This window comes from Mesorhizobium sp. B2-9-1 (assembly GCF_006439455.1).
GTDB lineage: Bacteria > Pseudomonadota > Alphaproteobacteria > Rhizobiales > Rhizobiaceae > Mesorhizobium.
On record NZ_VFTP01000003.1, the window covers coordinates 222743 to 243316 of the forward strand.

20 protein-coding genes are annotated in these 20574 nt (G+C 62.5%); 11 read left to right on the forward strand and 9 right to left on the reverse strand.

The features are described from left to right. Positions 1-15 precede the first annotated feature (15 nt). Entirely contained in the window at positions 16-945 is a 930-nt protein-coding gene (locus tag FJW05_RS08520; protein WP_140630325.1) for an electron transfer flavoprotein subunit alpha/FixB family protein, read from the forward strand. 243 nt (positions 946-1188) lie between these two features. On the opposite strand, the gene FJW05_RS08525 is transcribed toward FJW05_RS08520, so the two are convergent. Then, a complete protein-coding gene (locus FJW05_RS08525; protein ID WP_140630327.1) occupies positions 1189-2223 on the reverse strand; it encodes a LacI family DNA-binding transcriptional regulator in 1035 nt (344 codons plus the stop codon). A 197-nt stretch (positions 2224-2420) separates the two neighbouring features. Here FJW05_RS08525 and FJW05_RS08530 point away from each other — a divergent pair, with 197 nt between their 5' ends. The 10 genes from FJW05_RS08530 to FJW05_RS08575 all read left to right on the forward strand — a co-directional run bounded on the left by FJW05_RS08530 (position 2421) and on the right by FJW05_RS08575 (position 11617). Next, positions 2421-3467 (forward strand): sterol desaturase family protein, encoded by a 1047-nt coding sequence (locus FJW05_RS08530; protein ID WP_140542664.1) that lies wholly within the window; start codon positions 2421-2423, stop codon positions 3465-3467. A gap of 94 nt (positions 3468-3561) precedes the next feature. After that, entirely contained in the window at positions 3562-4527 is a 966-nt protein-coding gene (locus tag FJW05_RS08535) for a sugar ABC transporter substrate-binding protein (protein ID WP_140542665.1), read from the forward strand. Positions 4528-4735: 208 nt separating this feature from the next. Continuing rightward, on the forward strand, positions 4736-5680 hold the full coding sequence (locus FJW05_RS08540; RefSeq protein WP_224606939.1) for an ABC transporter permease: 945 nt from the start codon (positions 4736-4738) through the stop codon (positions 5678-5680). After that, complete coding sequence (locus FJW05_RS08545; RefSeq protein ID WP_140630334.1) at positions 5677-6699, forward strand: ABC transporter permease; 1023 nt, start codon at positions 5677-5679, stop codon at positions 6697-6699. Before FJW05_RS08540 ends, FJW05_RS08545 begins: the two co-directional genes overlap by 4 nt. Positions 6700-6773: 74 nt before the next feature. Further along, entirely contained in the window at positions 6774-7619 is an 846-nt protein-coding gene (locus tag FJW05_RS08550) for an ATP-binding cassette domain-containing protein (protein WP_140630336.1), read from the forward strand. Positions 7620-7699: 80 nt separating this feature from the next. Further along, entirely contained in the window at positions 7700-8704 is a 1005-nt protein-coding gene (locus tag FJW05_RS08555) for a Gfo/Idh/MocA family oxidoreductase (RefSeq protein WP_140630340.1), read from the forward strand. After that, the gene (locus tag FJW05_RS08560; RefSeq protein ID WP_140630343.1) at positions 8701-9660 is read left to right on the forward strand and encodes a sugar phosphate isomerase/epimerase; all 960 of its coding nucleotides are present in this window, start codon (positions 8701-8703) and stop codon (positions 9658-9660) included. The genes FJW05_RS08555 and FJW05_RS08560 overlap by 4 nt, the downstream gene beginning before the upstream one ends. Before the next feature lie 11 nt (positions 9661-9671). Further along, positions 9672-9980 carry a MocE family 2Fe-2S type ferredoxin gene (locus FJW05_RS08565; protein WP_140542670.1) on the forward strand — a complete coding sequence of 103 codons (309 nt, stop codon included), beginning with the start codon at positions 9672-9674 and terminating at the stop codon, positions 9978-9980. Between the two features lie 6 nt (positions 9981-9986). Beyond that, positions 9987-10766, forward strand: a complete 780-nt coding sequence (locus FJW05_RS08570) for a TIM barrel protein (protein WP_140630346.1) — start codon at positions 9987-9989, stop codon at positions 10764-10766. 26 nt (positions 10767-10792) lie between these two features. Next, on the forward strand, positions 10793-11617 hold the full coding sequence (locus FJW05_RS08575; protein WP_140630349.1) for a 3-methyl-2-oxobutanoate hydroxymethyltransferase: 825 nt from the start codon (positions 10793-10795) through the stop codon (positions 11615-11617). 718 nt (positions 11618-12335) lie between these two features. On the opposite strand, the gene FJW05_RS08580 is transcribed toward FJW05_RS08575, so the two are convergent. Genes FJW05_RS08580 through FJW05_RS08615 form a run of 8 tightly spaced genes read right to left on the reverse strand, consistent with a single transcriptional unit; the run spans position 12336 to position 20517 of the window. Further along, complete coding sequence (locus FJW05_RS08580; protein WP_140630351.1) at positions 12336-13247, reverse strand: ABC transporter permease; 912 nt, start codon at positions 13245-13247, stop codon at positions 12336-12338. Continuing rightward, positions 13244-14344: an ABC transporter permease gene (locus FJW05_RS08585; RefSeq protein ID WP_140630356.1), complete on the reverse strand. Its 1101-nt coding sequence runs from the start codon at positions 14342-14344 to the stop codon at positions 13244-13246. The genes FJW05_RS08580 and FJW05_RS08585 overlap by 4 nt, the downstream gene beginning before the upstream one ends. Next, on the reverse strand, positions 14341-15864 hold the full coding sequence (locus FJW05_RS08590) for an ABC transporter ATP-binding protein (RefSeq protein WP_140630971.1): 1524 nt from the start codon (positions 15862-15864) through the stop codon (positions 14341-14343). Before FJW05_RS08590 ends, FJW05_RS08585 begins: the two co-directional genes overlap by 4 nt. A 2-nt stretch (positions 15865-15866) precedes the next feature. Then, positions 15867-16961, reverse strand: a complete 1095-nt coding sequence (locus FJW05_RS08595; protein WP_176477105.1) for a BMP family ABC transporter substrate-binding protein — start codon at positions 16959-16961, stop codon at positions 15867-15869. 26 nt (positions 16962-16987) lie between these two features. Beyond that, a complete protein-coding gene (locus FJW05_RS08600; protein ID WP_140630358.1) occupies positions 16988-18367 on the reverse strand; it encodes an amidohydrolase in 1380 nt (459 codons plus the stop codon). Between the two features lies 1 nt (position 18368). Next, positions 18369-19028, reverse strand: a complete 660-nt coding sequence (locus tag FJW05_RS08605; RefSeq protein WP_140630361.1) for a glutathione S-transferase family protein — start codon at positions 19026-19028, stop codon at positions 18369-18371. Next, positions 19025-19870 carry an aromatic ring-hydroxylating dioxygenase subunit alpha gene (locus tag FJW05_RS08610; protein ID WP_140630364.1) on the reverse strand — a complete coding sequence of 282 codons (846 nt, stop codon included), beginning with the start codon at positions 19868-19870 and terminating at the stop codon, positions 19025-19027. Before FJW05_RS08610 ends, FJW05_RS08605 begins: the two co-directional genes overlap by 4 nt. Further along, positions 19867-20517 carry a Rieske 2Fe-2S domain-containing protein gene (locus FJW05_RS08615; protein WP_140630366.1) on the reverse strand — a complete coding sequence of 217 codons (651 nt, stop codon included), beginning with the start codon at positions 20515-20517 and terminating at the stop codon, positions 19867-19869. The genes FJW05_RS08610 and FJW05_RS08615 overlap by 4 nt, the downstream gene beginning before the upstream one ends. Between the last annotated feature and the right edge of the window lie 57 nt (positions 20518-20574).

Here is a 20574-nt window from a genome sequence, read left to right on the forward strand (position 1 = left end):
GAAAGGACAAAGAAAATGGCAATTCTCCTCATCGCAGAACACGACAATGCAAGCCTTTCCGACCAGACCGCCAAGGCGCTGTCGGCCGCTCTCCAGATCGGCTCCGATGTCGACGTGCTGGTGGCCGGCAAGGGCGCCAAGGCAGCTGCCGATGCCGCTGCCAAGTTGAAAGGCGTGCGCAAGGTGATGCTCGCCGAGGCCGACGAGCTTGCCGAGCGCCTCGCCGAGCCGACGGCGGCGCTGGTCGTCTCGCTCGCCGGCTCCTATGACGCGATCGTCGCGCCCGCGACCTCGTCGGGCAAGAACATCGCGCCGCGCGTGGCGGCACTCCTCGATGTCGCCCAGGTGTCCGAGATCATCGAGGTTGTCTCGCCCGACACCTTCAAGCGGCCGATCTATGCCGGCAACGCCATCCAGACCGTGCAGTCGACCGACGCCAAGAAGGTCATCACGGTGCGCACCGCGTCCTTCGCGGCGGCGCCCGAAGGCGGCTCGGCCGCGGTCGAGACGGTCAACGCCGCCGCCAACCCCGGCCTGTCGTCTTTCATCGAGAACAAGCTTTCCGAGAACGATCGTCCGGAATTGACCTCGGCCAAGATCATCATCTCGGGCGGCCGCGCGCTCGGCTCGTCGGAGAAGTTCCAGGAGGTCATCCTGCCGGTCGCGGATAAGCTCGGCGCCGCGGTCGGCGCAAGCCGAGCCGCGGTCGATGCCGGCTACGCGCCGAACGACTGGCAGGTCGGCCAGACCGGCAAGGTGGTCGCGCCCGACCTCTACATCGCCGTCGGCATCTCCGGCGCCATCCAGCACCTGGCCGGCATGAAGGATTCCAAGGTGATCGTCGCCATCAACAAGGACGAGGAAGCCCCGATCTTCCAGGTCGCCGATTACGGCCTGGTCGGCGATCTCTTCGTCATCCTGCCGGAGCTGGCAACCTATGTGTGATTTCCTTGCAATCGATGCTCCATGGGAGCGGCTAACGATGGAAATTTCATATCAGATAGGTTTGGTGGTTGAGAGGATGATCGAGGGTGGAACACTCGAGCGATCCGAGCTTGAGCAAGACAACGGCCATTGCTTCGTTTGAACGACCGCTTCGCACCTCATACCGGCCTGGCGAACAGCCCCTACCATGCCCTGAAAGCGGACATTCAAATTTGGGCTTGCGAAAGTCCCAGAGAAATCGCCTTAGATGTTCTCGGGGGTGACAATTTCAAATGGTATGGATCGCTGAATGGTGGCCAGCTGCGCCTGCGGCCCAGTGACATCAATCATCGTCTGCACAAGAAGGGAAGACGTAGCTTCGAGAGGATGGCAGAGAGCTGCGGTTATCAGCCCTTCGGACAGCCCTTTCCGAGTTTCTGGGCCAATGTCGCGGCACACCACTTTGATGCCTGATCGCCGCTCAGGAGAGACTTCCCTTAAAGCCCGAAGCACGCCCGTAATACCGCCGCCGACAATTAGGATTCCTGCAAGATCGTCGGTCGACTTCAGCAACTCCGCCACCATGCGGTAAGCTTCATTTGGTTCCTCGTGAGTGGGGCGGCTTTCCTCGACTGTGAGCCGAGGCGCATGCTCGCGCAGATAGGAGCGGAAGCTGGCGTCCGAGACGTCTTGGCATTGGTACCGGTGATTGCCGATGAAAACCGCGATGCGGCCTGGGCCTTGCGTCGTTTGCGTGATCAGGAAGGCCGCGGTCCGTCCCAGCTTCCAATTGTCGGTGCCCACATAAGCCGCCCTTTCCGGGGCGGATTGATCCGTGATGTAGGAGACGACCGGTTTCCCCATCTCCTTCAGTGAACGGATAGCCTGGCCAACGATCGGGTGATCCGCCGCGACCACCGCGACCGCGTCGCATTCCTCGCCGAGCGCGATCAGTCGGCCCGATATGGTCTCCGGCGTCAGAATATCGACGAAGTCGACGACAGGTTCAATGACCTCGTCCCGACGCTCGCGACAGGCGGCAATAATCTTCTTCCCGAACAGCTGGTAGAGGTCGCGGGTCGACTGCTGGAGCAGGAAACCCAACCGGTAGTGTGGCGATATTTTTCGGGCCCGATCGTCAATCGCTCCTAGGCCGTAAAACCCGATTTCCTCCGCGGCGCTCTGCACGCGTTGGACTGTCTTGGGTCGCACGGAAACGGTGCCGCCCAATATTCTGTTCACAGTCGCCACCGATACGCCTGCCGCCGTGGCGAGATCATGGATTGTCGGCCGCTTCATTGGACGCCCATCCCTTTGCAGTATCATCATGACTGAAACTAAATGATACAAATGCAATTTTGATACTATTTCTACCTTCTCCAAATATCAACCCTCCGATATGAATTGCGCCGAGTTAGGGCTCGGCCGGCTGAGCCCAGGGCGGGGCCTGATCCCTGCAGATTCCAGATCGATCCGGGTGAGGAGGCGCTGTTACGATGGATGACCTTCAGTATGGAACACGCGACAAACGCGGCAATTGGGCGCCGCACCGCCGCGCCGAGCCGGCGCCGATCTGGCACCGCCCGTTCAATGCAAAGAAGGTGATGGCCTGGATCCCGGAGTTCTTCTGGCCGTGGAACATGTTCCATCTCGCCACGTCGCTCATTTGGGTCAATCTGCTCATCCCGAGCTGGCAAAGCCTCGCGAGCTTTTCGCTGCTCAACTACCTTTGGCTGTATGGCCTCAATGCCGCCGGGATTTTTCTTTTCTACGGCTTCTTCGAGTTGCGCTATTACATCCAGCGCAAGCAGCAGAACCGTTTCAAATACAATCCGAAATTTCCGTCCGAGGTGCCCTCCGACGTGTTCTGGTTTCAAAGCCAGAACATCGACAATTTTGCCCGCTCTTTTTTCGTCACGATACCGCTGTGGACGGTGGTCGAGATCGTGATGCTGTGGGTCTATGCCAACAGCTGGGCGGTCTGGCTGCCGTGGACGACGAACTGGCTATACCTGTCGTTCCTGGTGCTTATCGCGCCGGCCGTACATGAGGTCTATTTCTTCTTCCTGCACAGGGCTATCCATTGGCCGCCGCTCTACAAATGGGTGCATTCGGTCCATCATAATTCGATCAACCCGAGCCCGTGGTCGTCGCTGTCGATGCATCCGGTCGAAGGCTTCCTCTATCACGCTGAGGCCTGGCTGCACCTGTTGATCCCGTCCAACCCGGTCTGCGCCTACTTCACACTGCACGGCGCGGGTTTCGGCGCGGTGAACGGTCACCTCGGTTTCGAGATCTTCGAAATCACCGACAAGGTCAATCTCGATAGCCATTCCTACGTACACTACCTGCATCACAAGTATTTCGAGGTGAATTACGGCGGCGACGGGCTGGTACCCCTCGATAAGCTGTTTGGCACCTGGCACGACGGCAGCAAGGAAGCCGACGAGGCCATGAAGGCACGCTTCCGCAAGAAGAAGGAAAAGATGCGGAGCCGCCAGGAAGGCCGCGGTGATCCGGCGCCTGGAATGCCGGCGGAATAACCAACCAAACGCTGTTTCGGCTGAGCCGTGAGGAGCGGGCCCGGGACAGGAAGACTTTTGTTGAAACCCCACGGGGTAATCTGGGAGGAATACCATGAAGCTTTTCAAGACACTGGTGTCGACAGCGGTGCTGATCGGGTTCAGCACCGGCGCGACGCTCGCCGCCAATATCTTCGTGGTCGGCGGCAAGCCCGACGATCCGTTCTGGTCGATTGTCAAGCGCGGCGCTGAAGACGCCGGCAAGGTGGTCGAGGCTCAGGGCGGCAAGGTTACCTGGCTCGGGCCGCAGAACTACGACAATCTCGGTGTAGACGCCGCCGAACTGATCCGCCAAGCGATCGACCAGAAGGCCGACGCCATTGTCGGCCCGGACTGGGTGCCGGAAGCTATGGACCCTGCGTTCAAGGCGGTAAAGGACGCGGGCATTCCGCTGCTTATCTACAATGCCGGCGGGTTGAAAGCGGCCGATCGCCTTGGCGCCATGAACTATGTCGGCTCGGACGATTATAAGGGCGGCGTCGCGGCCGGCGAGTACCTCACCAAGGCTGGCAACAAGAAAGGCGTCTGCATCAACACGCTGCCAGGCGCCGCCAATATCGAGGCGTTTTGCGGTGGCTTCAAGGAGGGGATGAAGAACGGCGGCGGCGAAGCCGACGTGCTGCCGTTGCCGGCCACCTCCTTCGGCTCGGCCACGGCCGTCGCGCAGGCGGTGAAGGCCTATCTGCTACAGCATCAGGACGTGAACGCCGTCTTTACCATCGGCAACGTCGATGCGAACTCGGCCATGAACGGCATTACCCAGGCCGGCAAGATCGGAAAAGTCCACCTTTGCGGCATGAATTTCGACGAGACCATCCTGAACAACATCAAGGGCGGCCAGCAGGACTGCGCGATCGACCAGCAGGGCTATCTGCAAGGCTATCTCGCCGTTGCGATCCTGAACGGCCATGTCAACTATGGTTTGTCGGTGCCTACCCGTGAGATCCTGACGGGACCAGGCATCATCGACAAGGCAAATGTCGACGCCACCATCGCCGGCGTGAAAGCAGGGACGCGATAATCCTTCCGCCTGGGCCGCCCTCGCTTTTGCTGCGGGCGGCCCCTTTCCTTCTCGGCGTCGGCTGCATCGTGGCAGGTCGGCATGTTCGCGGATTACCCCAATGGCACATCCCGTGACGTCCACATCAATTCCGGCGCCGGACCGAACGCAATCCGGACTGGCCCTCGGCCGGCTGGCGCGTCGGCCGGAGTCGGGCTCGTTTCTCGGCATGGTCGCAGTTCTGCTGTTCTTCGGGCTGTTCGGCGGTAGTGGCTTTTTGTCGGCCGCCGGCACGGCCAGCTGGCTGAACATCGCTTCCGAGATCGGGATAATCGCGCTGCCGATTGGACTGCTGATGATCGCCGGGGAACTGGACATCTCGGTCGGTGCGGTGATCCCTGCTGCATCGCTCACGGCGGCCATTGTCTCCGGCCATTATGGCCTGCCCGATTGGCTCGGCATAGCGGCGGCGCTTGGCCTTGGCCTCGCGGTCGGCTTCATCAACGGCCTGTTCGTGACGAGGACAACCATCCCGTCGCTCATCATTACCATCGGCACCATGTTCGGCACGATGGGTCTGACGCTGGGGCTTACCGTCAAGATCGCCGGCAGCACCGGCGTCTCGCTCGTGCCTGACCCGCTCACCAAGCTAATCCTCGGTGATTATCTCGGCGGCATGTTCCAGGTCACGATCCTGTGGTGGGTGGTGTTCGTCGTCGGTTTGTTCTGGCTGCTGCACGTCTCACCGATCGGCAATTGGATCTATGCGCTGGGCGGCGACAAGGAGAGCGCGCGCAACGTCGGTATCCCGACCAAGCGGCTCACCATCGGCCTGTTCATGCTGTCCGGCTTCAGCGCCGCTTTCGTCGGGGTCAGCGAGGTGATGGTCTATCAGAGCGCGCAGGTTCTGGCGGGCCAGTCCTTCATTTTCAATTCCATCATGTGCGTCGTCATCGGCGGCGTTTTGCTCACGGGCGGTTTCGGCTCGATCGTCGGCATCCTGTTCGGCACGCTTACTTTCTCGATCGTGAACCAGGGCATCTACTTCACCAGCCTGGATCCCAATGTCGGCAGCGTCATCATCGGCGCGCTTCTGCTGATTGCGGTATTGACCAACGACACGTTCCGGCAATTGGCGCTCAGCTATTCGTCGAAGAAGGCAGGGCAGTCATGATTGACGTGGTCAAGTCCTTGCTGCGCCGTCCCGACGCCGGTTCCATCCTCAGTCTCGTCGGCGTGGTGCTGTTCTTCGTTCTGTTCGGCGGCGCCAATCTGGTCACGCTGGTTGGCGCGGCGAGCTGGGTCAACTTCGCGGCCAATCTCGGCATCGTCGCCATCCCCGTCGGCCTGCTGATGATCGCTGGCGAGCTCGATATTTCCATCGGCGCGTTGATCCCGGCGGGTTCGATGACCACTGCGATCCTGACCGGTTACTACGGATTGCCCATAACAGTGGGCATTGCCGGCGCGCTGGTGGTCGGCATCGCGGTCGGCCTGGTCAACGGCCTGCTGACCATTCGGACTTCGGTGCCGTCGCTGATCATCACCCTGGCCACGCTCGTCGCCATGCAGGGCGTGGTGCTCAGTGCTTCGGTGCTGCTGACCGGCAATGCCAGCGTGGCGCTCACCGCGCCGGACTGGGCAAAATTCCTGTTCGGACAGCTGATCGGCGGCAGTCACCAGGTCATCATCGTCTGGTGGCTCGCGTTCGCCGCCATCATCGGTTTCGTGCTGCACAAGACGCGTTATGGCAATTGGCTCTTTGCAATGGGCGGCGACAAGGTCAGCGCCCGCAACGCCGGCATCCCGACGGACCGCATGACCATTGCCCTGTTCGTGCTGTCCGCGGTCAGCGCCACATTCGTCGGCATCTGCCAAGCGATCCTGTTCAACTCCGCCCAGGTCTCCGGCGGCATGAACTTCATCTTCAATGCCATTGTGTCCGTCGTCGTGGGCGGCGTGCTGCTGACCGGCGGATTCGGCTCGGTCCTGGGCATCTTCGTCGGCACCATCACCTTCGCCATCGTCAGCCAGGGCATCTACTTCACCCAGATCGATCGGAACTGGTCGAACCTGATCATCGGCGTGATGCTCCTGCTGGCGGTGCTGATGAACCAGTCGTTCCGCGACCTGGCGCTGTACTTCCGGCCGCGGCACAAACAAGGCCCGCCGCGAGAGCCGGCAAACCCATGAGAAACGAGTTTCAGATCAGCCCCCGCTTCGCCGAGCACCTTGGCGCAGCCGGATGCAGATGAAGAGATGACGCCATGAACGACAAACCTACCATTCTCGAACTGAGGAACGTCAACAAATCCTTCGGGCCGATCGACGTCCTGCACGATATTTCGCTGAGGGTGCGCGCCGGCGAAGTGCTTTGCCTGCTCGGCGACAACGGCGCCGGCAAGTCCACGCTCATCAAGACCCTGGCCGGGGTCCACAAGCCCACCAGCGGTCAAATCTTGATGGATAGTCAGCCGGTGACCTTCACCGGACCGAGCGATGCACAGGGACGCGGAATCGCCACGGTGCACCAGTTCGGCGGCACGTTTCCGCTGATGAGCATTGGGCGCTCCTTCTTCGTCGGCGTTGAACCGACCAAAGGTTGGGGGCCATTCAAGATCTACGACCGCAAACGCGCCAACGAGATCGCGGTGAAAGCGGTCCGGGATTTCGGTATCACCCGTATCGATGACGGCGACCGCCTGGTCGGCGGCCTATCAGGCGGCGAGCGCCAGTCGCTCGCTATTGCGCGCGCCGTCTATTTTGGAGCGCGCGTGCTGATCCTGGACGAGCCGACCGCGGCGCTCGGCGTCAAGCAGGCCTCGCATGTGCTGCGCATCGTCAACGAGGCCAAGCGGCGTGGCCTGGCGGTGGTCTTCATCACCCACCAGGTTATGCACGCCATGGCCGTCGGCGACCATTTCGCGGTGCTGATCCGCGGCGCCATCGCCGCCGATTTCCGTAAAGGCGAGAAGTCCCGCGAGGAGATCACGGATCTGATGGCGGGCGGCGAGACCATGTCCGATCTGGAGGTCCAGGTCGAGGGTTACATGGAAACCCATGAGGGGCATCCGCCGTCCCTACAGGTGCTGAAGGGCCCAACCGCGCACTAGACTTCACAAAGGTATTTCCCAGCCTGGGGCCGCTCGATGCCGCCGCTGCCCATAATTCGAAGAAGCAAAGCAGGACAGAAATGACAATTCGCATTGCAGTGATCGGCGCCGGCTTGATGGGTGCCGACCATGCCAAGATAGTCGCCGAGGAGCTACCAGGCGCCACCCTGCAATTGGTCTGCGACATGGATGCGCAGCGCGCCCGTCGCATCGCCGATGCGTGCGGCGCCTTCGACATTGCCACGGACCCCAAGGGCAGCATCGCGCGACAAGACGTCGACGCCGTGATCATCGCCAGCCCCGATTTCACGCATGCGCCGCTTTCGATGGTCTGCATTGCCGCCGGCAAACGGGTCCTCTGCGAAAAGCCGCTGTCACAAGCTTCGGCCGACTGCATCGCCGTGATGGAGGCCGAACAGAAGGCGGGGGCGAAATTCGTCCAGCTCGGCTTCATGCGGCGTTACGACCGCTCCTACCAGGAGATGAAGTGGGCCCTTGATGATGGCCATCTCGGCCGGGCGCTGATGATGCACAATTTCCATCGCAATGTTGAAACGCCTGCGGCCGATTTCACCGGCGCGATGGCGATCACCAATTCCGCCCCGCACGAATTCGACGTGGTGCGCTACGTGCTCGGAACCGAGTATGCGGCGATCTCTGCATTCCAGCCGAGCCGCTCCGATGCGCGCGTGGCTCCCGTTGTCATGGTGCTGGAAACAGTGGACGGGCAGCTCGTCAACATCGAGATCAACAACAATGCCGCCTATGGCTATGACGTCCGTGCCGAACTTGTCGGCGAGTGCGGTACCGTTGCGACCAACAATGTCGCCTACACCCGCACGGAGTCCGCGCTCACCCAAAGCACAAGTTACGACGCCGACTGGCGCACCCGCTACTACGACGCCTATCGCCGCCAAAACCGCGATTTCCTGCGCTTTGCCACGACCGGCGAGTTCCCGGCGATCGCATCGGATTGCTGGGACGGCTATTGCGCCGCCATCGTCGCCGAGGCCGGCGTGAGGGCGCTGAAGGAAGCCCGCCGCACAGAGGTTCAGATGATTGCAAAGCCGGAGTTCTACGCGTGAAGCTGGGTTTCGTTTCAGACAGTCTCGGCGGTCTGCCGCTCGAGGCGGTGCTCGATCACGCCCAGCGCATGGGCGTATCCGGCATCGAGGTGAACACCTGCGGGTGGTCGACCGCGCCGCATTTCCGGCTGTCGTCCATGCTGGGCAACGGGGAGGCCCAGAAGCGATTCGCTGGAGCCTTCGAGGAACGCGGGCTGGAGATCATCAGCCTGAACGCGAACGGCAATCCGTTGCATCCGACGGATCATTCCCAAGGCGAAGGATTGAGAGATACCATCCGCGTCGCCGGCGAGATGGGCATCCGCACCGTCTGCACCATGAGCGGCCTGCCGGCCGGCAGCGCCGGCGACAGCATGCCGAACTGGGTCGTGTCCTCCTGGCCGCCGGAAACACAGACCATCCTCAAATATCAATGGGAAGAAAAGCTGATCCCGTTCTGGACCGAGATCGCTGCCCTGGCGAAGGCAAACGGCGTCGAGCGCATCGCGCTCGAGCTGCACGGCAATCAGTGTGTCTATAACGTACCCTCGCTCCTAAAACTTCGAACAGCGGTCGGACCTGTCATTGGCGCCAATCTGGACCCCTCGCATCTGTTCTGGATGGGCGCTGACCCGCTCGCCGCCGCCGAAGCGCTGGGCGCGGCGGTTTATCACGTTCATGCCAAGGACACGCTGCTCAACCGGCCCGTTCAGGCCACGACCTCGCTGCTTGAGAATGGCAGCCTGATGGACATCCCGGCCCGCTCATGGAGCTACATCACGCTCGGCTTCGGCCATGGCGAGGAGTGGTGGCGGCAATTCTGCTATCGGCTCAAGATGGCCGGCTATGACGGCTGGCTTTCCATCGAGCACGAGGACGTGCTCCTGAATTCGGTGGAGGGGCTGGAAAAGTCCGTCGCGCTGCTCCAGGGCGTGATGCCGTCGGCCCCTGCGGACTTCAAGCCACAAGATATCTGAGGAGATGCTCAATGCCCTGGGTCGACGCATGCGCCGCTGATGACATCGAAGCCGAGGAAGCCAAACGCTTCGACAATGGCGGCCGGACCTTCGCGATCTTCCGCAACGACGCCGATGAATATTATTGCACGGACGGGCTGTGCACGCACGAGAGGATCCACTTGGCCGACGGCCTGGTCATGGGGAATACGGTGGAATGTCCGAAGCATGCATCGATCTTCAACTTCACGACTGGCGAGGTGGAGACGCCGCCGGCTTGCGAGAACCTCAGGACGTATAAGACGAAGGTCGAGAACGGCCGCGTCATGGTCGAGGTTTGAGCCACTATGGCCCAGCCCTTCCAACTGGCCGCTTGCGCCGAGATGCTTTGGCGCGACCGCCCGATGGCTTGGCGCGTCGCGCGGCTGCATGAAATGGGTTTCGGCGTTGGATTGTGGAATTGGCCGGACCACGACCTCGCGGCGCTTGAGAAGACCGGCGCGAGCTTCACGATCATGAACGGCTATCTCGAAGGGCGGGTTGCCGACGATGAGGGCGCCGACATGCTCTTGAAGTCAGCTTCCGAGACCGCGAAGGTCGGAAAACGCCTCGGCGTTGCCCGGTTGAACCTGCACGGCACCGGGCTTGGAGAGGGCGGTATTCCCATCGTAAAGGCCGAGGTCGAGACCGGCCCCATGTGGCTGAAGGCGCGCGATACGTTGAACCGCATCTGCGACATGGCCGAAGCAGAAGATGTCGTCTTCACGCTCGAAAACCTGAACCTGCTGGATCACCCAGGCTGCCCCTTCGGCTCCACGGCGGCGGTGCTGGCTTTGGTGTCGTCGATCGACAGGCCGCAATTGCGGATCAACCTCGACCTCTATCACACCCAAATCGGCGAGGGCGACATCGTGCGCTGGTGTCAGAAGTGCCTGCCCTTCATCGGTGAGGTGCAGGTCGCCGACAATCCGGGTCGCTGCGAGCCAGGAACGGGCGAGATGAACTGGCCCTACATCGCGAGGGCCCTGTTCGACATGGGATATCGCGGGGCAGTGGGGCTGGAAGCTTTTGCGCAAAATGATCCGGAAGCAGCGCTGGACGCTTTCCGGCGGGCTTTCACGATCTGAGAAACGAACTGCGGCGGAGGCTGACCATGGGCATGTATCACAACCGTCCTCATGTCGAGGACATCCGAAAGATGAAGCGGAATGGACAGAAGATATCCATGCTCTTCGTCAGCACGCCCGAGGAAGCCGCCGCCGCAGCGGCGGCGGGCATTCACATGCTTTCGATCGAAGGCCGGTATTTCGACCAGGAAATGCGGGATGCAGCCGGCAACTGTTTCGTGCAGGTCGGTCTGCCCTATGGCGGCTGGGGCAGTTTTGCAGGCCGGCCTCTTGCCACGGCGGAAGATTATCTGCGGGCGGCCTTCCATTTCGCCGGCATTGGCGGCGACGCCTTCTACTGCGCGGCCTCCTATGACGTGCAAAGGGCGCTCTGCGACAACCACCTCCCTGTCGTCGGCCATATCGGCCTGATCCCTTCCTACATCACCTGGACGGGGTGGCGAGCGGTCGGCAAGACGGCGGACGAAGCGCTCCGCCTCTGGCGACATACGAAGAGGCTCGAGGAGATCGGCGTCTTCGGGGCGGAATTGGAAGTCGTGCCTGACCGGGTGGCGAAATTCCTGACCGAGAACTCGTCATTGGTGATGCTTGGCATGGGCGCCGGCAAACATGCGGATGCGCAATATCTCTTCACCGAAGACGTCTGCGGCTACGGCAAGAACCACAAGCCACGACATGGAAAGGTCTACCGAAATCTTGGTCCTGAGTTGCAGAAGATTCAGGACGAGCGCATCGCGGCGTTCAGAGAATACAGGGCCGATGTCGAATCTGGCCGATACCCAGGCTATGAGCACACCGTTCCGATCGGAGATGCCGAGTTCGACAGCTTCATGCAAGCGGCCAAACGGTGAATCGATGCCTCCGGAGCTACCCACTTCATTACCAGGAACTGCCAAGCAACTGGGAATGCGAAGCACCAAAGCGCCAACTCTCGCTGAGCTCAAAATACTGATTGCAAAGAAGGAACTGATACTTCCGGCGAAACTGGAGACAGCGGCTCGCCTAATGTTCTCGAACCCGGACTACGTCGCCTTCGAGAATTCGGTCTCGATCGCACGCCGGTGCAACATATCAACGACCACCTTATCTCGCCTCGCTCCGCGCCTCGGCTTCAGCTCGTTCAAAGAAATGCAGAACTGCTTTCGCAAGGATATCCTTGATCGAAAGGGCAGCGGAAACCGAGCTAACAAACCAATTGCATCGATCGCCAGAGCCTAAGCTGCGTTTTACTAGCCGGCGACGTCAGGTGGGCTTTCTAACCTGGCTTCCTAGAAGCCGACGGTCCGCTTCCGGCCTCATTGCGGCCATTCCAGAAATTGGGCGGGCTCATACGGAGGGATATGGGAAGCTTCGGAGTTTTGGCCCAAAAAAACTTGGTAAAATCAACGATTTCAGTACGTCCTCCGGCACACCATTATCCTTATTTATCAGTGCTTTATGGGCGGTTCGCTAATGCCAGCGACGGGATCAGCTCAGCATTTTTAAGGCATGGACTTGAGGCTTGCGTGCAGCCCTTCATGCCCCTGAGCTCAGATGTCGGGCTATTGCGCGCCCGGGCGGCGAGCGACACTATTGTTCGAAAGGCTCTCCCAGCGAAGCCACGCCGTTGAGCTTGAGCAGACGCCGGTTCGAAGAAATGATGCCCAGCACGACGATTGTCACGAGATAAGGTAGGCTCGACAGAAGTTGCGAGGAAACGTCGAGCCCAGTTGCCTGGGCTGCGAGGCTTGCGAGGGACACGGCGCCGAAGAGGCAAGCACCAAGGAAGATACGGCTGGTAAGCCAAGTGCCGAAGACGACGAGCGCGATCGCTATCCAGCCGCGCCCGGCGATCATGCCATCGGCCCAGAGCGGAGTGTAGACCACGGCCGCGTAGGCACCGGCGAAACCCGCCAACGCGCCGCCGAAAGCGACCGCGGCGAAGCGCACGGCGATTACCGGATAGCCGAGCGCACGGGCCGCCTTGGGATTCTCGCCGACGGCGCGGATGACGAGGCCGGTCTTTGTGTGGGCGAACACCGCCCAAATGGCGACGGTCGCAGCAAGCGAAAGCCACACGACAATGTCTTGGCTGAACAAGCCGCCGATGACCGGGATATCTGAAAGCCAGGGCAATGAGAGCTTCGGAAGCCCTTTGACCGTGAGGCTCTCAAAGCTCTTGCCGAACAGCGCCGACAGGCCCTGGCCGAGGATGCCGATGGCGAGGCCCGTCGCAACCTGGTTCGCCCGGAATCCCAGCGCCACGACGGCAAAGACAAGGGAAAGAGCGGCGCTGGCGAGACCAGCGGCGAGGAAACCCAGGAGATGCCCGCCGCCTTGATAGACGATGATGAAGGCAATGACTGCGCCGAGGGCCATCAGGCCCTCCACACCGAGATTGAGGACCCCGGCGCGCTCGGCCACCAGTTCGCCGAGCGCCGCCAGAAGGAACGGCGTAGCCGCCGCCAACATCCCGGCGAGGATGAACTCCAAGGCGTTCATGGCGTGCTTCCGCGGGCGACATGGCGCCATTCGAGCCGATAGCGGACGAAGGCGACGGCGACAAGATAGGCAAGCAGCAGACTGCCCTGGAATACCCTGACCGCAGCGACCGGCAGATTTGCCGAGACCATGGCGTTATCGCCACCGATATAGAGGGCCGCCATGAGCAACGCGGAAAAGACGATGCCGACCGGGTGAAGGCCTCCGAGATAGGCGACGATGATGGCGGCATAGCCGTAGCCGGTCGAGATGGAGCGCTGCAACTGTCCGAGCGGCCCGGCCACCTCGGCCGCTCCGGCGAGCCCTGCCGCGAAGCCACCGACGAGGAGCGAAAGCCAGATCGCACGTCCTTCGTTGAAGCCGGCGTATCCGGCGGCGCGCGGCGCGAGGCCGCCGACCTGCAGCTTGTAACCCGCGAAACTCCTCTGCATGAACAGCCAGGCCGCGAGGGAGAAGGCGCAGGCGACAAGCAGCGAGACGTTGACGCGGGTGCCGGGGATCAGGATCGGCACCATCGCGTCAAACTGGAACATCACCGATTGCGGGAAGTTGAAGCCATTCGGATCCTTCCAGGGGCCGAGAAGCAGATAGTTGAGCAATTGCGCGGCAACGAGCGCCAGCATGAGCGACACGAGAATCTCGTTTGCGTTGAGCTTCACGCGCCAGAAGGCCGTGAGCGACGCCCACAGCGCGCCGCCCAGCGCGCCGATGACGAGCATGGATGGCCAGATCCACTGGCCCGTTGCCTGGGGGAACCAGACGGGAATGGCGGATGCGAAGATCGCGCCGAGGATGAACTGACCCTCGGCGCCGATGTTGAAGACCTTTGCGCGAAAGCCGATCGCAAGCCCCTGCGCGATCAGCAGGAGCGGCCCCGTCTTCAGCAGGACTTCCGAGAACGAGGCCCAGGACAGGAAAGGCTCCAGAAGCATCGCGTGGAAAACGGCTACCGGATCGCGGCCCATCAGGAGGTAGAGCCCGAGATTGAGGAGTGTCGCCAGGCCGAGCGCCACGGGCGGAGCGACCAGCTTCACGGTAAGCGAGGCATGCTCCCGGCGAACCAGAACCGGAAGCAACGGCCTGGAAAGAGCACTCATGCCGGGACCTTCGTGGCCATTGATTGCGCGCCGATCATGTAGCGGCCGATCTCCTCGGGTCTGGTGTCGCGCGTCACCAGCGGCGGGCTCAGCCGGCCCTGATGGATCACCTGGATCGAATCGCAGAGTTCGAACAGTTCCTCCAACTCCTCCGAGATGACGAGGATGCCCATGCCTTCGTTGCGCAGCGCGACAAGGCGCCGGCGGATGGCGGAGGCCGCGCCGATGTCCACGCCCCAGGTGGGTTGCGCCACGAACAGCAATTTCGGGGACAGCATGATCTCGCGGCCGACGATGAACTTTTGCAGATTGCCGCCTGAAAGCGCGCTGGCCTCCGCTTCGGAACCGGGCGTGCGCACGTCATATTGCCGGATGCAGTTCTCGGTGAAAGCCTTCGCCCGGGCTGTGTCGACAAGGCCGCGTTTCAGCAGGCCGAACGGATGGGCGGTCAGAAGGCTGTTGAGGACGAGCGACATTTCCGGCACCGCGCCGCGGCCGAGCCGTTCCTCCGGAACGAAAGCGAAGCCCAGCCGGCGGCGGGCGGCCGTATCGAGCGCGCCGACATCCTTTCCCATCATGTAGATGCAATTGGACTTTTGGCGCGGCAGCACCGTTTCGCCCGAGATCAGCGCCGCGAGTTCGCTCTGCCCGTTGCCCGATATGCCCGCTATGCCGAGGATCTCACCGGCACGCACCGTCAGATTGACGTCGCAAAGCGGCACCGCGAAGGGATCGTCAGGCTGATGGTCCAGGCCGACGATTTCGAGGCGCTTTTCGCCGCCGGAATGCGCCAACGCCGGCATGGGCTGCGGCATGTCGCGGCCAATCATCATGCGGGCGAGGTCGTGCGCGTCATGATCGCGCGGGTCCACGTGGCCGGTAACGCGCCCGCCGCGCAGGATGGTCGCTCGGTCGCAGACCGCCCGGATCTCTTCCAGCTTGTGCGAGATGAACAGGATCGAAACGCCGCCGTCGCGCAGCCGCCGCAAAGTCTCGAACAGCTTGTCCACCGATTGCGGCGGCAGGACGGAGGTCGGTTCGTCGAGGATCAGGAGCTGGGGTTCGGTCATCAGGCAGCGAATGATCTCCACCCGCTGCCGTTCTCCTACCGACAGCGCGTGCACATGGGCAAGCGGATCGACCTCGAGTCCGAAGTCGCGGCCGAGCGCACGGATGTATTCCGCGAGATCCGCTTTGCCCTTGGGCACGACCAGGCGGATGTTCTCCACCACCGTCAGTGTTTCGAACAAGGAGAAATGCTGGAAGACCATGCCGATCCCCTTGCGCCTCGCATCCGCGGGGGAAGCGAGGGCCAGGGGGTCTCCTTTCCAGGTCGCCGTTCCGGCGTCCGGCTGCTCGACGCCGTAGATCAGCTTCATCAGCGTCGACTTGCCCGCTCCGTTTTCCCCGAGGATCGCATGGATCGAGCGTGGAGCCACATCCAGATCGATGTCTCGATTGGCATGGATCTGGCCGTAGCTCTTGCAGATGCCGCGCAGCGACAGGAGCGGGACGGTCACGGTCACTTGGGCAGCGGCGTGGTGACACCCTTGACGTGCCAGTCCATGGCAACGATCTCGGCCCCGGTCATCGTCTTGCCGGCGGGCACGCCCTCGCTGCCGTCGGCCTTGACGATCGGACCGGTAAAGGGCGAGAAGCTGCCGTCGGCGATCTTGGCTTCAACGTCCTTGATCCTGGCCATCATGTCGGCCGGTATTCCCGGGTTCCAGTCAACGACCTCGACAACCTTGTCGCCGACACCCAGGAAAGCGTTTGCGCCCTTGAAGGTGCCGGCGATGTGGGCGTCGACCGAGGCCTTGAAGAAGGGCGACCAGTCGGTCGCCACGCAGCCGAGATAGTTTTTGGGCGCGTATTTCTTCATCGACGAGTTGAGGTTGAAGGCGGGGACGCCGGCCTCTTCGCAGGCCGAGACGACGGAGGGTGTGTCCTGCGCGTTGGAGAAGATCACGTCGCATTTCTGCGCTAGCAGCGCCTTGGCGGCCTCCTGCTCCTTGGCCGGATCGAACCAGGAGTTCACCCATACGACCGAAACCTCGACATCGGGCTTCACCGCCTGCGCTCCCAGCGTGAAAGCGTTGATGGAGGTGATCAGCTCGGGAATGGCGAAGGCAGAGACCGAGCCGAGCTTGCCGGTCTTCGAAAGCGCGGCCGCCGCCATGCCCATAAGGTAAGTACCTTGGGAATATTGGGCTGCGAAGGGCGAGAAGTTCGGCGCCACCTGGAAACCGGAAGCGTGCAGCACGGTTACGTCGGGATTGCGGCGCGCGATCTGCAGGGCGCCGTTCTGATAGCCGAAGGAGCCGGCGACCAGGAACTTGTTCCCGTCGGCGACCGCCTTGTTCATGATCCGGTCGGCATCGGGTCCTTCCTGTATGTTCTCGATGATGGTCACCTTCACCTTGTCGCCGTAGGCAGCCTTCACAGGCTCAAGCCCGTCGGCGAGCGCACGGCCCCAGCCGACATCGCCGACCGGCGACGGGACTACGAGCACGATGCCCAGAGGTTCGTCGGCGGCAAGCGCGCGGCCGCCCACCGCCACGACGAGCCCAGAGGCGGCCGCGCCTTTCATCAATGTTCTGCGGGTAAGATTTGTCAGCATGTCGGTTCCCCTTGTTTTGGTTTCTAAAATTCCACCGTCGCAAGCGCCGCCTCGGCTTGCGCGAACAGCCTGGCCTCGTCGAGCCCCGGGAATTCGCCTTTGGCCCAGACGATGCGGCCGTTGATCATGGTCATGTCGGTCGGCGCGCCGATGCCCACCTTGGCCAGCAGGCTTAGCGGATCGTGCCGCGTGCCGACATAGTCCATGCGCCGCGTGTCGATGGCGAAAAGGTCGGCGGCCATGCGGGGCGCCAGCTTGCCGATTTCGCCGCGTCCGAGCAATGCCGCGCCTCCGGTCGTCGCATAGCCGAGAAAATCGGCCGGCGGCGGCACCGGATGGTCGCGCGTCGACGCCGACAGGCACTGCAGCATGTAGGCGGAATGTATGCAGTGCATCAGGTTGGAATTGTCGTTTGAGGCGGCGCCGTCGCAGCCCAGACCCACACTGAGTCCGAAGGCTGACATCGCCGGAATGTCGGTGATTTCGGCGCCGACGAGGTAGACCGGTTCCGGGCAGTGGGCGACGCCGGTGCCGCTCGCGGCCATCTTGCGCAGCTCGTCGTGGGTCAGTTCCCAGCAATGGGCATAAAAGGTATCCGGCCCGCAGAAGCCGATGTCCGCGCAATAGTCCACCGTGCGCATGCCGTGACGGGCCTCGATCACGGGGCTTTCGCCCTCGCCGACATGGGTATGCATGCGCACCCCGCGGTCGCGCGCCAGCGCCACCGATTCCACGAAGGTGTCGCGATAGCAGTTGACTGGCTGGCAAGGCGCGACGACGACCTGCCGCATGCCGAAGGGACCGGCATCATGGTAGGCGTCGATCAGCCGGGCGCAGTCGGCGATGAATTCGTCGGTCGTTTCCAGCATGGCGTCGGGGATGGTCGAGCCTTCCGATTTGGGCAGCGTGTTGCCGCCACGTCCGGCATGGAAGCGCATGCCGAGCAGTTCGGCTGCTTGGAACTGCCGGTCGATCAGCTGCTTGCCCGCCTGCCGCGGAAAGCAATACTGATGGTCGAATGCCGTCGTGCAGCCGTGCTTTATCAGCTCGGCCATCGCCGTGACCGATGCGTGGTAGAAGCATTCCTCAGTCAGCCGCGAGAAAATGGGATAGATGCGGTCGAGCCATTCGATGACCGACAGCTTCGTCCAGTCCAGATCGGCGCGGTTGCGCACGAAGCATTGAAAGAAATGATGATGGGTGTTGACGAGGCCGGGATAGACGAACCAGCCAGCGGCGTCCTGCGTGATTGTTCCAACGGGCAGCTCTGCCTTGTCGAGGCCTGCGCCGATGGCCCGTATTGCCGGGCCGTCGGTCAAGACATCGACATTGCGTCGGATATCCGGACCGTTGCCCTCGTCCACGATGACCGCAGCGCAGCCCTTCAGCAAATAGCCCGCCACGTCAGGCCTCGCCGACTTCGAGGACGGGCGCAGGTGTCAATTCGTGCAGCCGGTGGATGCCCGGCATCTCGATGAAGCCCTCGAGACTGCGGACCGCCCGTGACCAGAGCCGGATCGCGGGATAGGGGTCGAGCGAAACGCCGCCGTCCGGCGCCAGCGCAACATAGGGAAAGCAGGCAATGTCGGCGATCGTCGGTCGATCCGACGCGAGGAAGCGCTGGCCGCGGACATGCTGTTCGACGAGGCCGGCTTCCAGCTCCCGCAGGGCCGCTGTTCCCTGCTCCCGAAGGGCGGCGATATTGCCCGGACGCAGCAGCATCTCGTGCAAGCGCGCCGCCCCAAGGCTCGCGGTCAGCCGGTGCGAGAAGGACAGCCATTGCTGGACGCGCGCCGCCCGCCCGGCCGTATCATTGCCCAGCCATTGGGGTGCCGCCTTCGCGGCGAGATAGACCAGCATGGCCGAGGATTCGGTCAGCACGAGGTCGCCATCCTCCAGGATCGGGATCGAACCCGCCGGATTGAGCGCCATGAGCTCAGGACCGCGATGCTCGCAACCGGGATGGAAGTCGACAGGGCGGATGTCGAGCGTCACCCCGATCAGCGCAGCCATGAGGCGCACCTTGTAGCAGCTCGGCGACAGCACGTAGTCGTAGAGCTTCATTGCGCCACCAGTTGCGCGCCGTAGGTGTAGCCGTGGCGTTTCAGCCAGCGCCGGTAGGCAACCGAGGTAAGGTCGGCGCGCGTGGGGATCTCCATGCCGGGATCGAGCGGGAGCAGCGTCGGAATCTGGTTTTCGAGGATCGACCGGTCCTGAACGAAGATCGTCTGCTGGAAATGGATCAGGTCGGTCATCGGTGTTTCGTCATCGAACAGCGCCATCCATGGCCAGACGTCGCACAGGTCTTCGGCAAGTGGCTGCACGAAAAGTGTGATGACGTCCCATTCCGCCGGGCGAGGCGGGCAGGTCTTGTAGAGCACCGAGCAGGTCGGCGCGGGCACGCGGTACATGTATTCCGTGGTGATGCCACCTTCCGCCGACTTGGCGGCCTGCGGCTGGTAGAACTTCACCTGAGTGGCCCAGACCTCGTCTTCGTCCTCTCGGATCTCGACCTTGTAGTTCTGCACCTCCGTATGCGGCTCGGCCCCCAGTATGTCGGTGTGCACGAAAGGAAAATGCGCGATGTCCAGGAAGTTCTCCACCGCACGCAATGGCGAGCAGCGCACGCGCACCACCCCGACATCGACGAGCCGCCGGCCCGGCTGATCGGCCTCGGGGATCGCAAACAGCGGCTTTTGTGGATCACCGAGCGACGACCAGACATGGCCATAACGGATGCAGGCCGGCAGGTCACGTCCGTTGCCGCCCGTGACCTTCGCGTTTCCATCTTCGCCGCGCCTCACCGCGATCGGCTCGCCCATCAGGGCCGTCCTGCGCCCATGCGCATCGAGCTGGCTAGCAAGGCCGACAGGGTACCATCCGTCGATCATCGTGTTGCGGGTCATCGGGCGATTCCGGCGCGTGCAATATCCTCGGCCGCCCGCCGCAGCGCCTCGGCGGCCCTCGACGCGTCGATACGCTCGTCCGGATTGCTGTCCTCGTTCACCAAAACATGCATCAGCGTGCGCGCCTGCCCATCGGGAGCAAGCAGCAGCCAGACGGTCCGGTCATCATAGGTGTAGTCGAGCAGGCCTCCAGCGGCTTTCGTGCCCGCGGCCGCCTCCAGCGCCACGATGCCCGCTTCCACCACCATGGAGCGGAGCGGCGCAAGGCCCTCGAACCGCGGCGGTCCGGCGGCGGGTTCGCCAACCGAAATCCATATGATGCCGCCGCCATCCTCGACGTGCTGTGTCGCGACACGAATCGTGTCCGGCGGCGTCAATGCCGGTTGGGCCGGAATGCGCTGGCAGTTTCCCGCCTTGGCGTAGCTCCAGCCGTGATAGATGCAGGCCAGGGTCTCACCGCGTACGAAGCCGTGGGAAAGGCGCATGCCGCGATGGGGGCATCTGTCGGCGAAGGCCGCCGCACGGCCGGAGCGGGTTCGCCAAAGGGCAACCGGTCCGGCCGGGGATTGCGCCGGCATAACGGTTTGCGCCGGCAAGTCCGCGGAGAGGGCAACAGGCATCCATGAGCCGGTGGGATAGGGCGGCATGCATCAACTTTCAAAACGGCACCAGCATCTTCCCAATCGAAGCTTCGCGGTCAAGGA

Bases quoted from the DNA above. Each gene is read 5' to 3' on its own strand.
- FJW05_RS08525 (WP_140630327.1), bottom strand. From the start codon at position 2,223: ATGAAGCGGCCGACAATCCATGATCTCGCCACGGCGGCAGGCGTATCG.
- FJW05_RS08580 (WP_140630351.1), bottom strand. From the start codon at position 13,247: ATGAACGCCTTGGAGTTCATCCTCGCCGGGATGTTGGCGGCGGCTACG.
- FJW05_RS08610 (WP_140630364.1), bottom strand. From the start codon at position 19,870: ATGACCCGCAACACGATGATCGACGGATGGTACCCTGTCGGCCTTGCT.
- FJW05_RS08535 (WP_140542665.1), top strand. From the start codon at position 3,562: ATGAAGCTTTTCAAGACACTGGTGTCGACAGCGGTGCTGATCGGGTTC.
- FJW05_RS08570 (WP_140630346.1), top strand. From the start codon at position 9,987: ATGGCCCAGCCCTTCCAACTGGCCGCTTGCGCCGAGATGCTTTGGCGC.
- FJW05_RS08615 (WP_140630366.1), bottom strand. From the start codon at position 20,517: ATGCCGCCCTATCCCACCGGCTCATGGATGCCTGTTGCCCTCTCCGCG.
- FJW05_RS08565 (WP_140542670.1), top strand. From the start codon at position 9,672: ATGCCCTGGGTCGACGCATGCGCCGCTGATGACATCGAAGCCGAGGAA.
- FJW05_RS08555 (WP_140630340.1), top strand. From the start codon at position 7,700: ATGACAATTCGCATTGCAGTGATCGGCGCCGGCTTGATGGGTGCCGAC.
- FJW05_RS08540 (WP_224606939.1), top strand. From the start codon at position 4,736: ATGGTCGCAGTTCTGCTGTTCTTCGGGCTGTTCGGCGGTAGTGGCTTT.
- FJW05_RS08550 (WP_140630336.1), top strand. From the start codon at position 6,774: ATGAACGACAAACCTACCATTCTCGAACTGAGGAACGTCAACAAATCC.
- FJW05_RS08530 (WP_140542664.1), top strand. From the start codon at position 2,421: ATGGATGACCTTCAGTATGGAACACGCGACAAACGCGGCAATTGGGCG.
- FJW05_RS08585 (WP_140630356.1), bottom strand. From the start codon at position 14,344: ATGAGTGCTCTTTCCAGGCCGTTGCTTCCGGTTCTGGTTCGCCGGGAG.
- FJW05_RS08545 (WP_140630334.1), top strand. From the start codon at position 5,677: ATGATTGACGTGGTCAAGTCCTTGCTGCGCCGTCCCGACGCCGGTTCC.
- FJW05_RS08520 (WP_140630325.1), top strand. From the start codon at position 16: ATGGCAATTCTCCTCATCGCAGAACACGACAATGCAAGCCTTTCCGAC.
- FJW05_RS08605 (WP_140630361.1), bottom strand. From the start codon at position 19,028: ATGAAGCTCTACGACTACGTGCTGTCGCCGAGCTGCTACAAGGTGCGC.
- FJW05_RS08575 (WP_140630349.1), top strand. From the start codon at position 10,793: ATGGGCATGTATCACAACCGTCCTCATGTCGAGGACATCCGAAAGATG.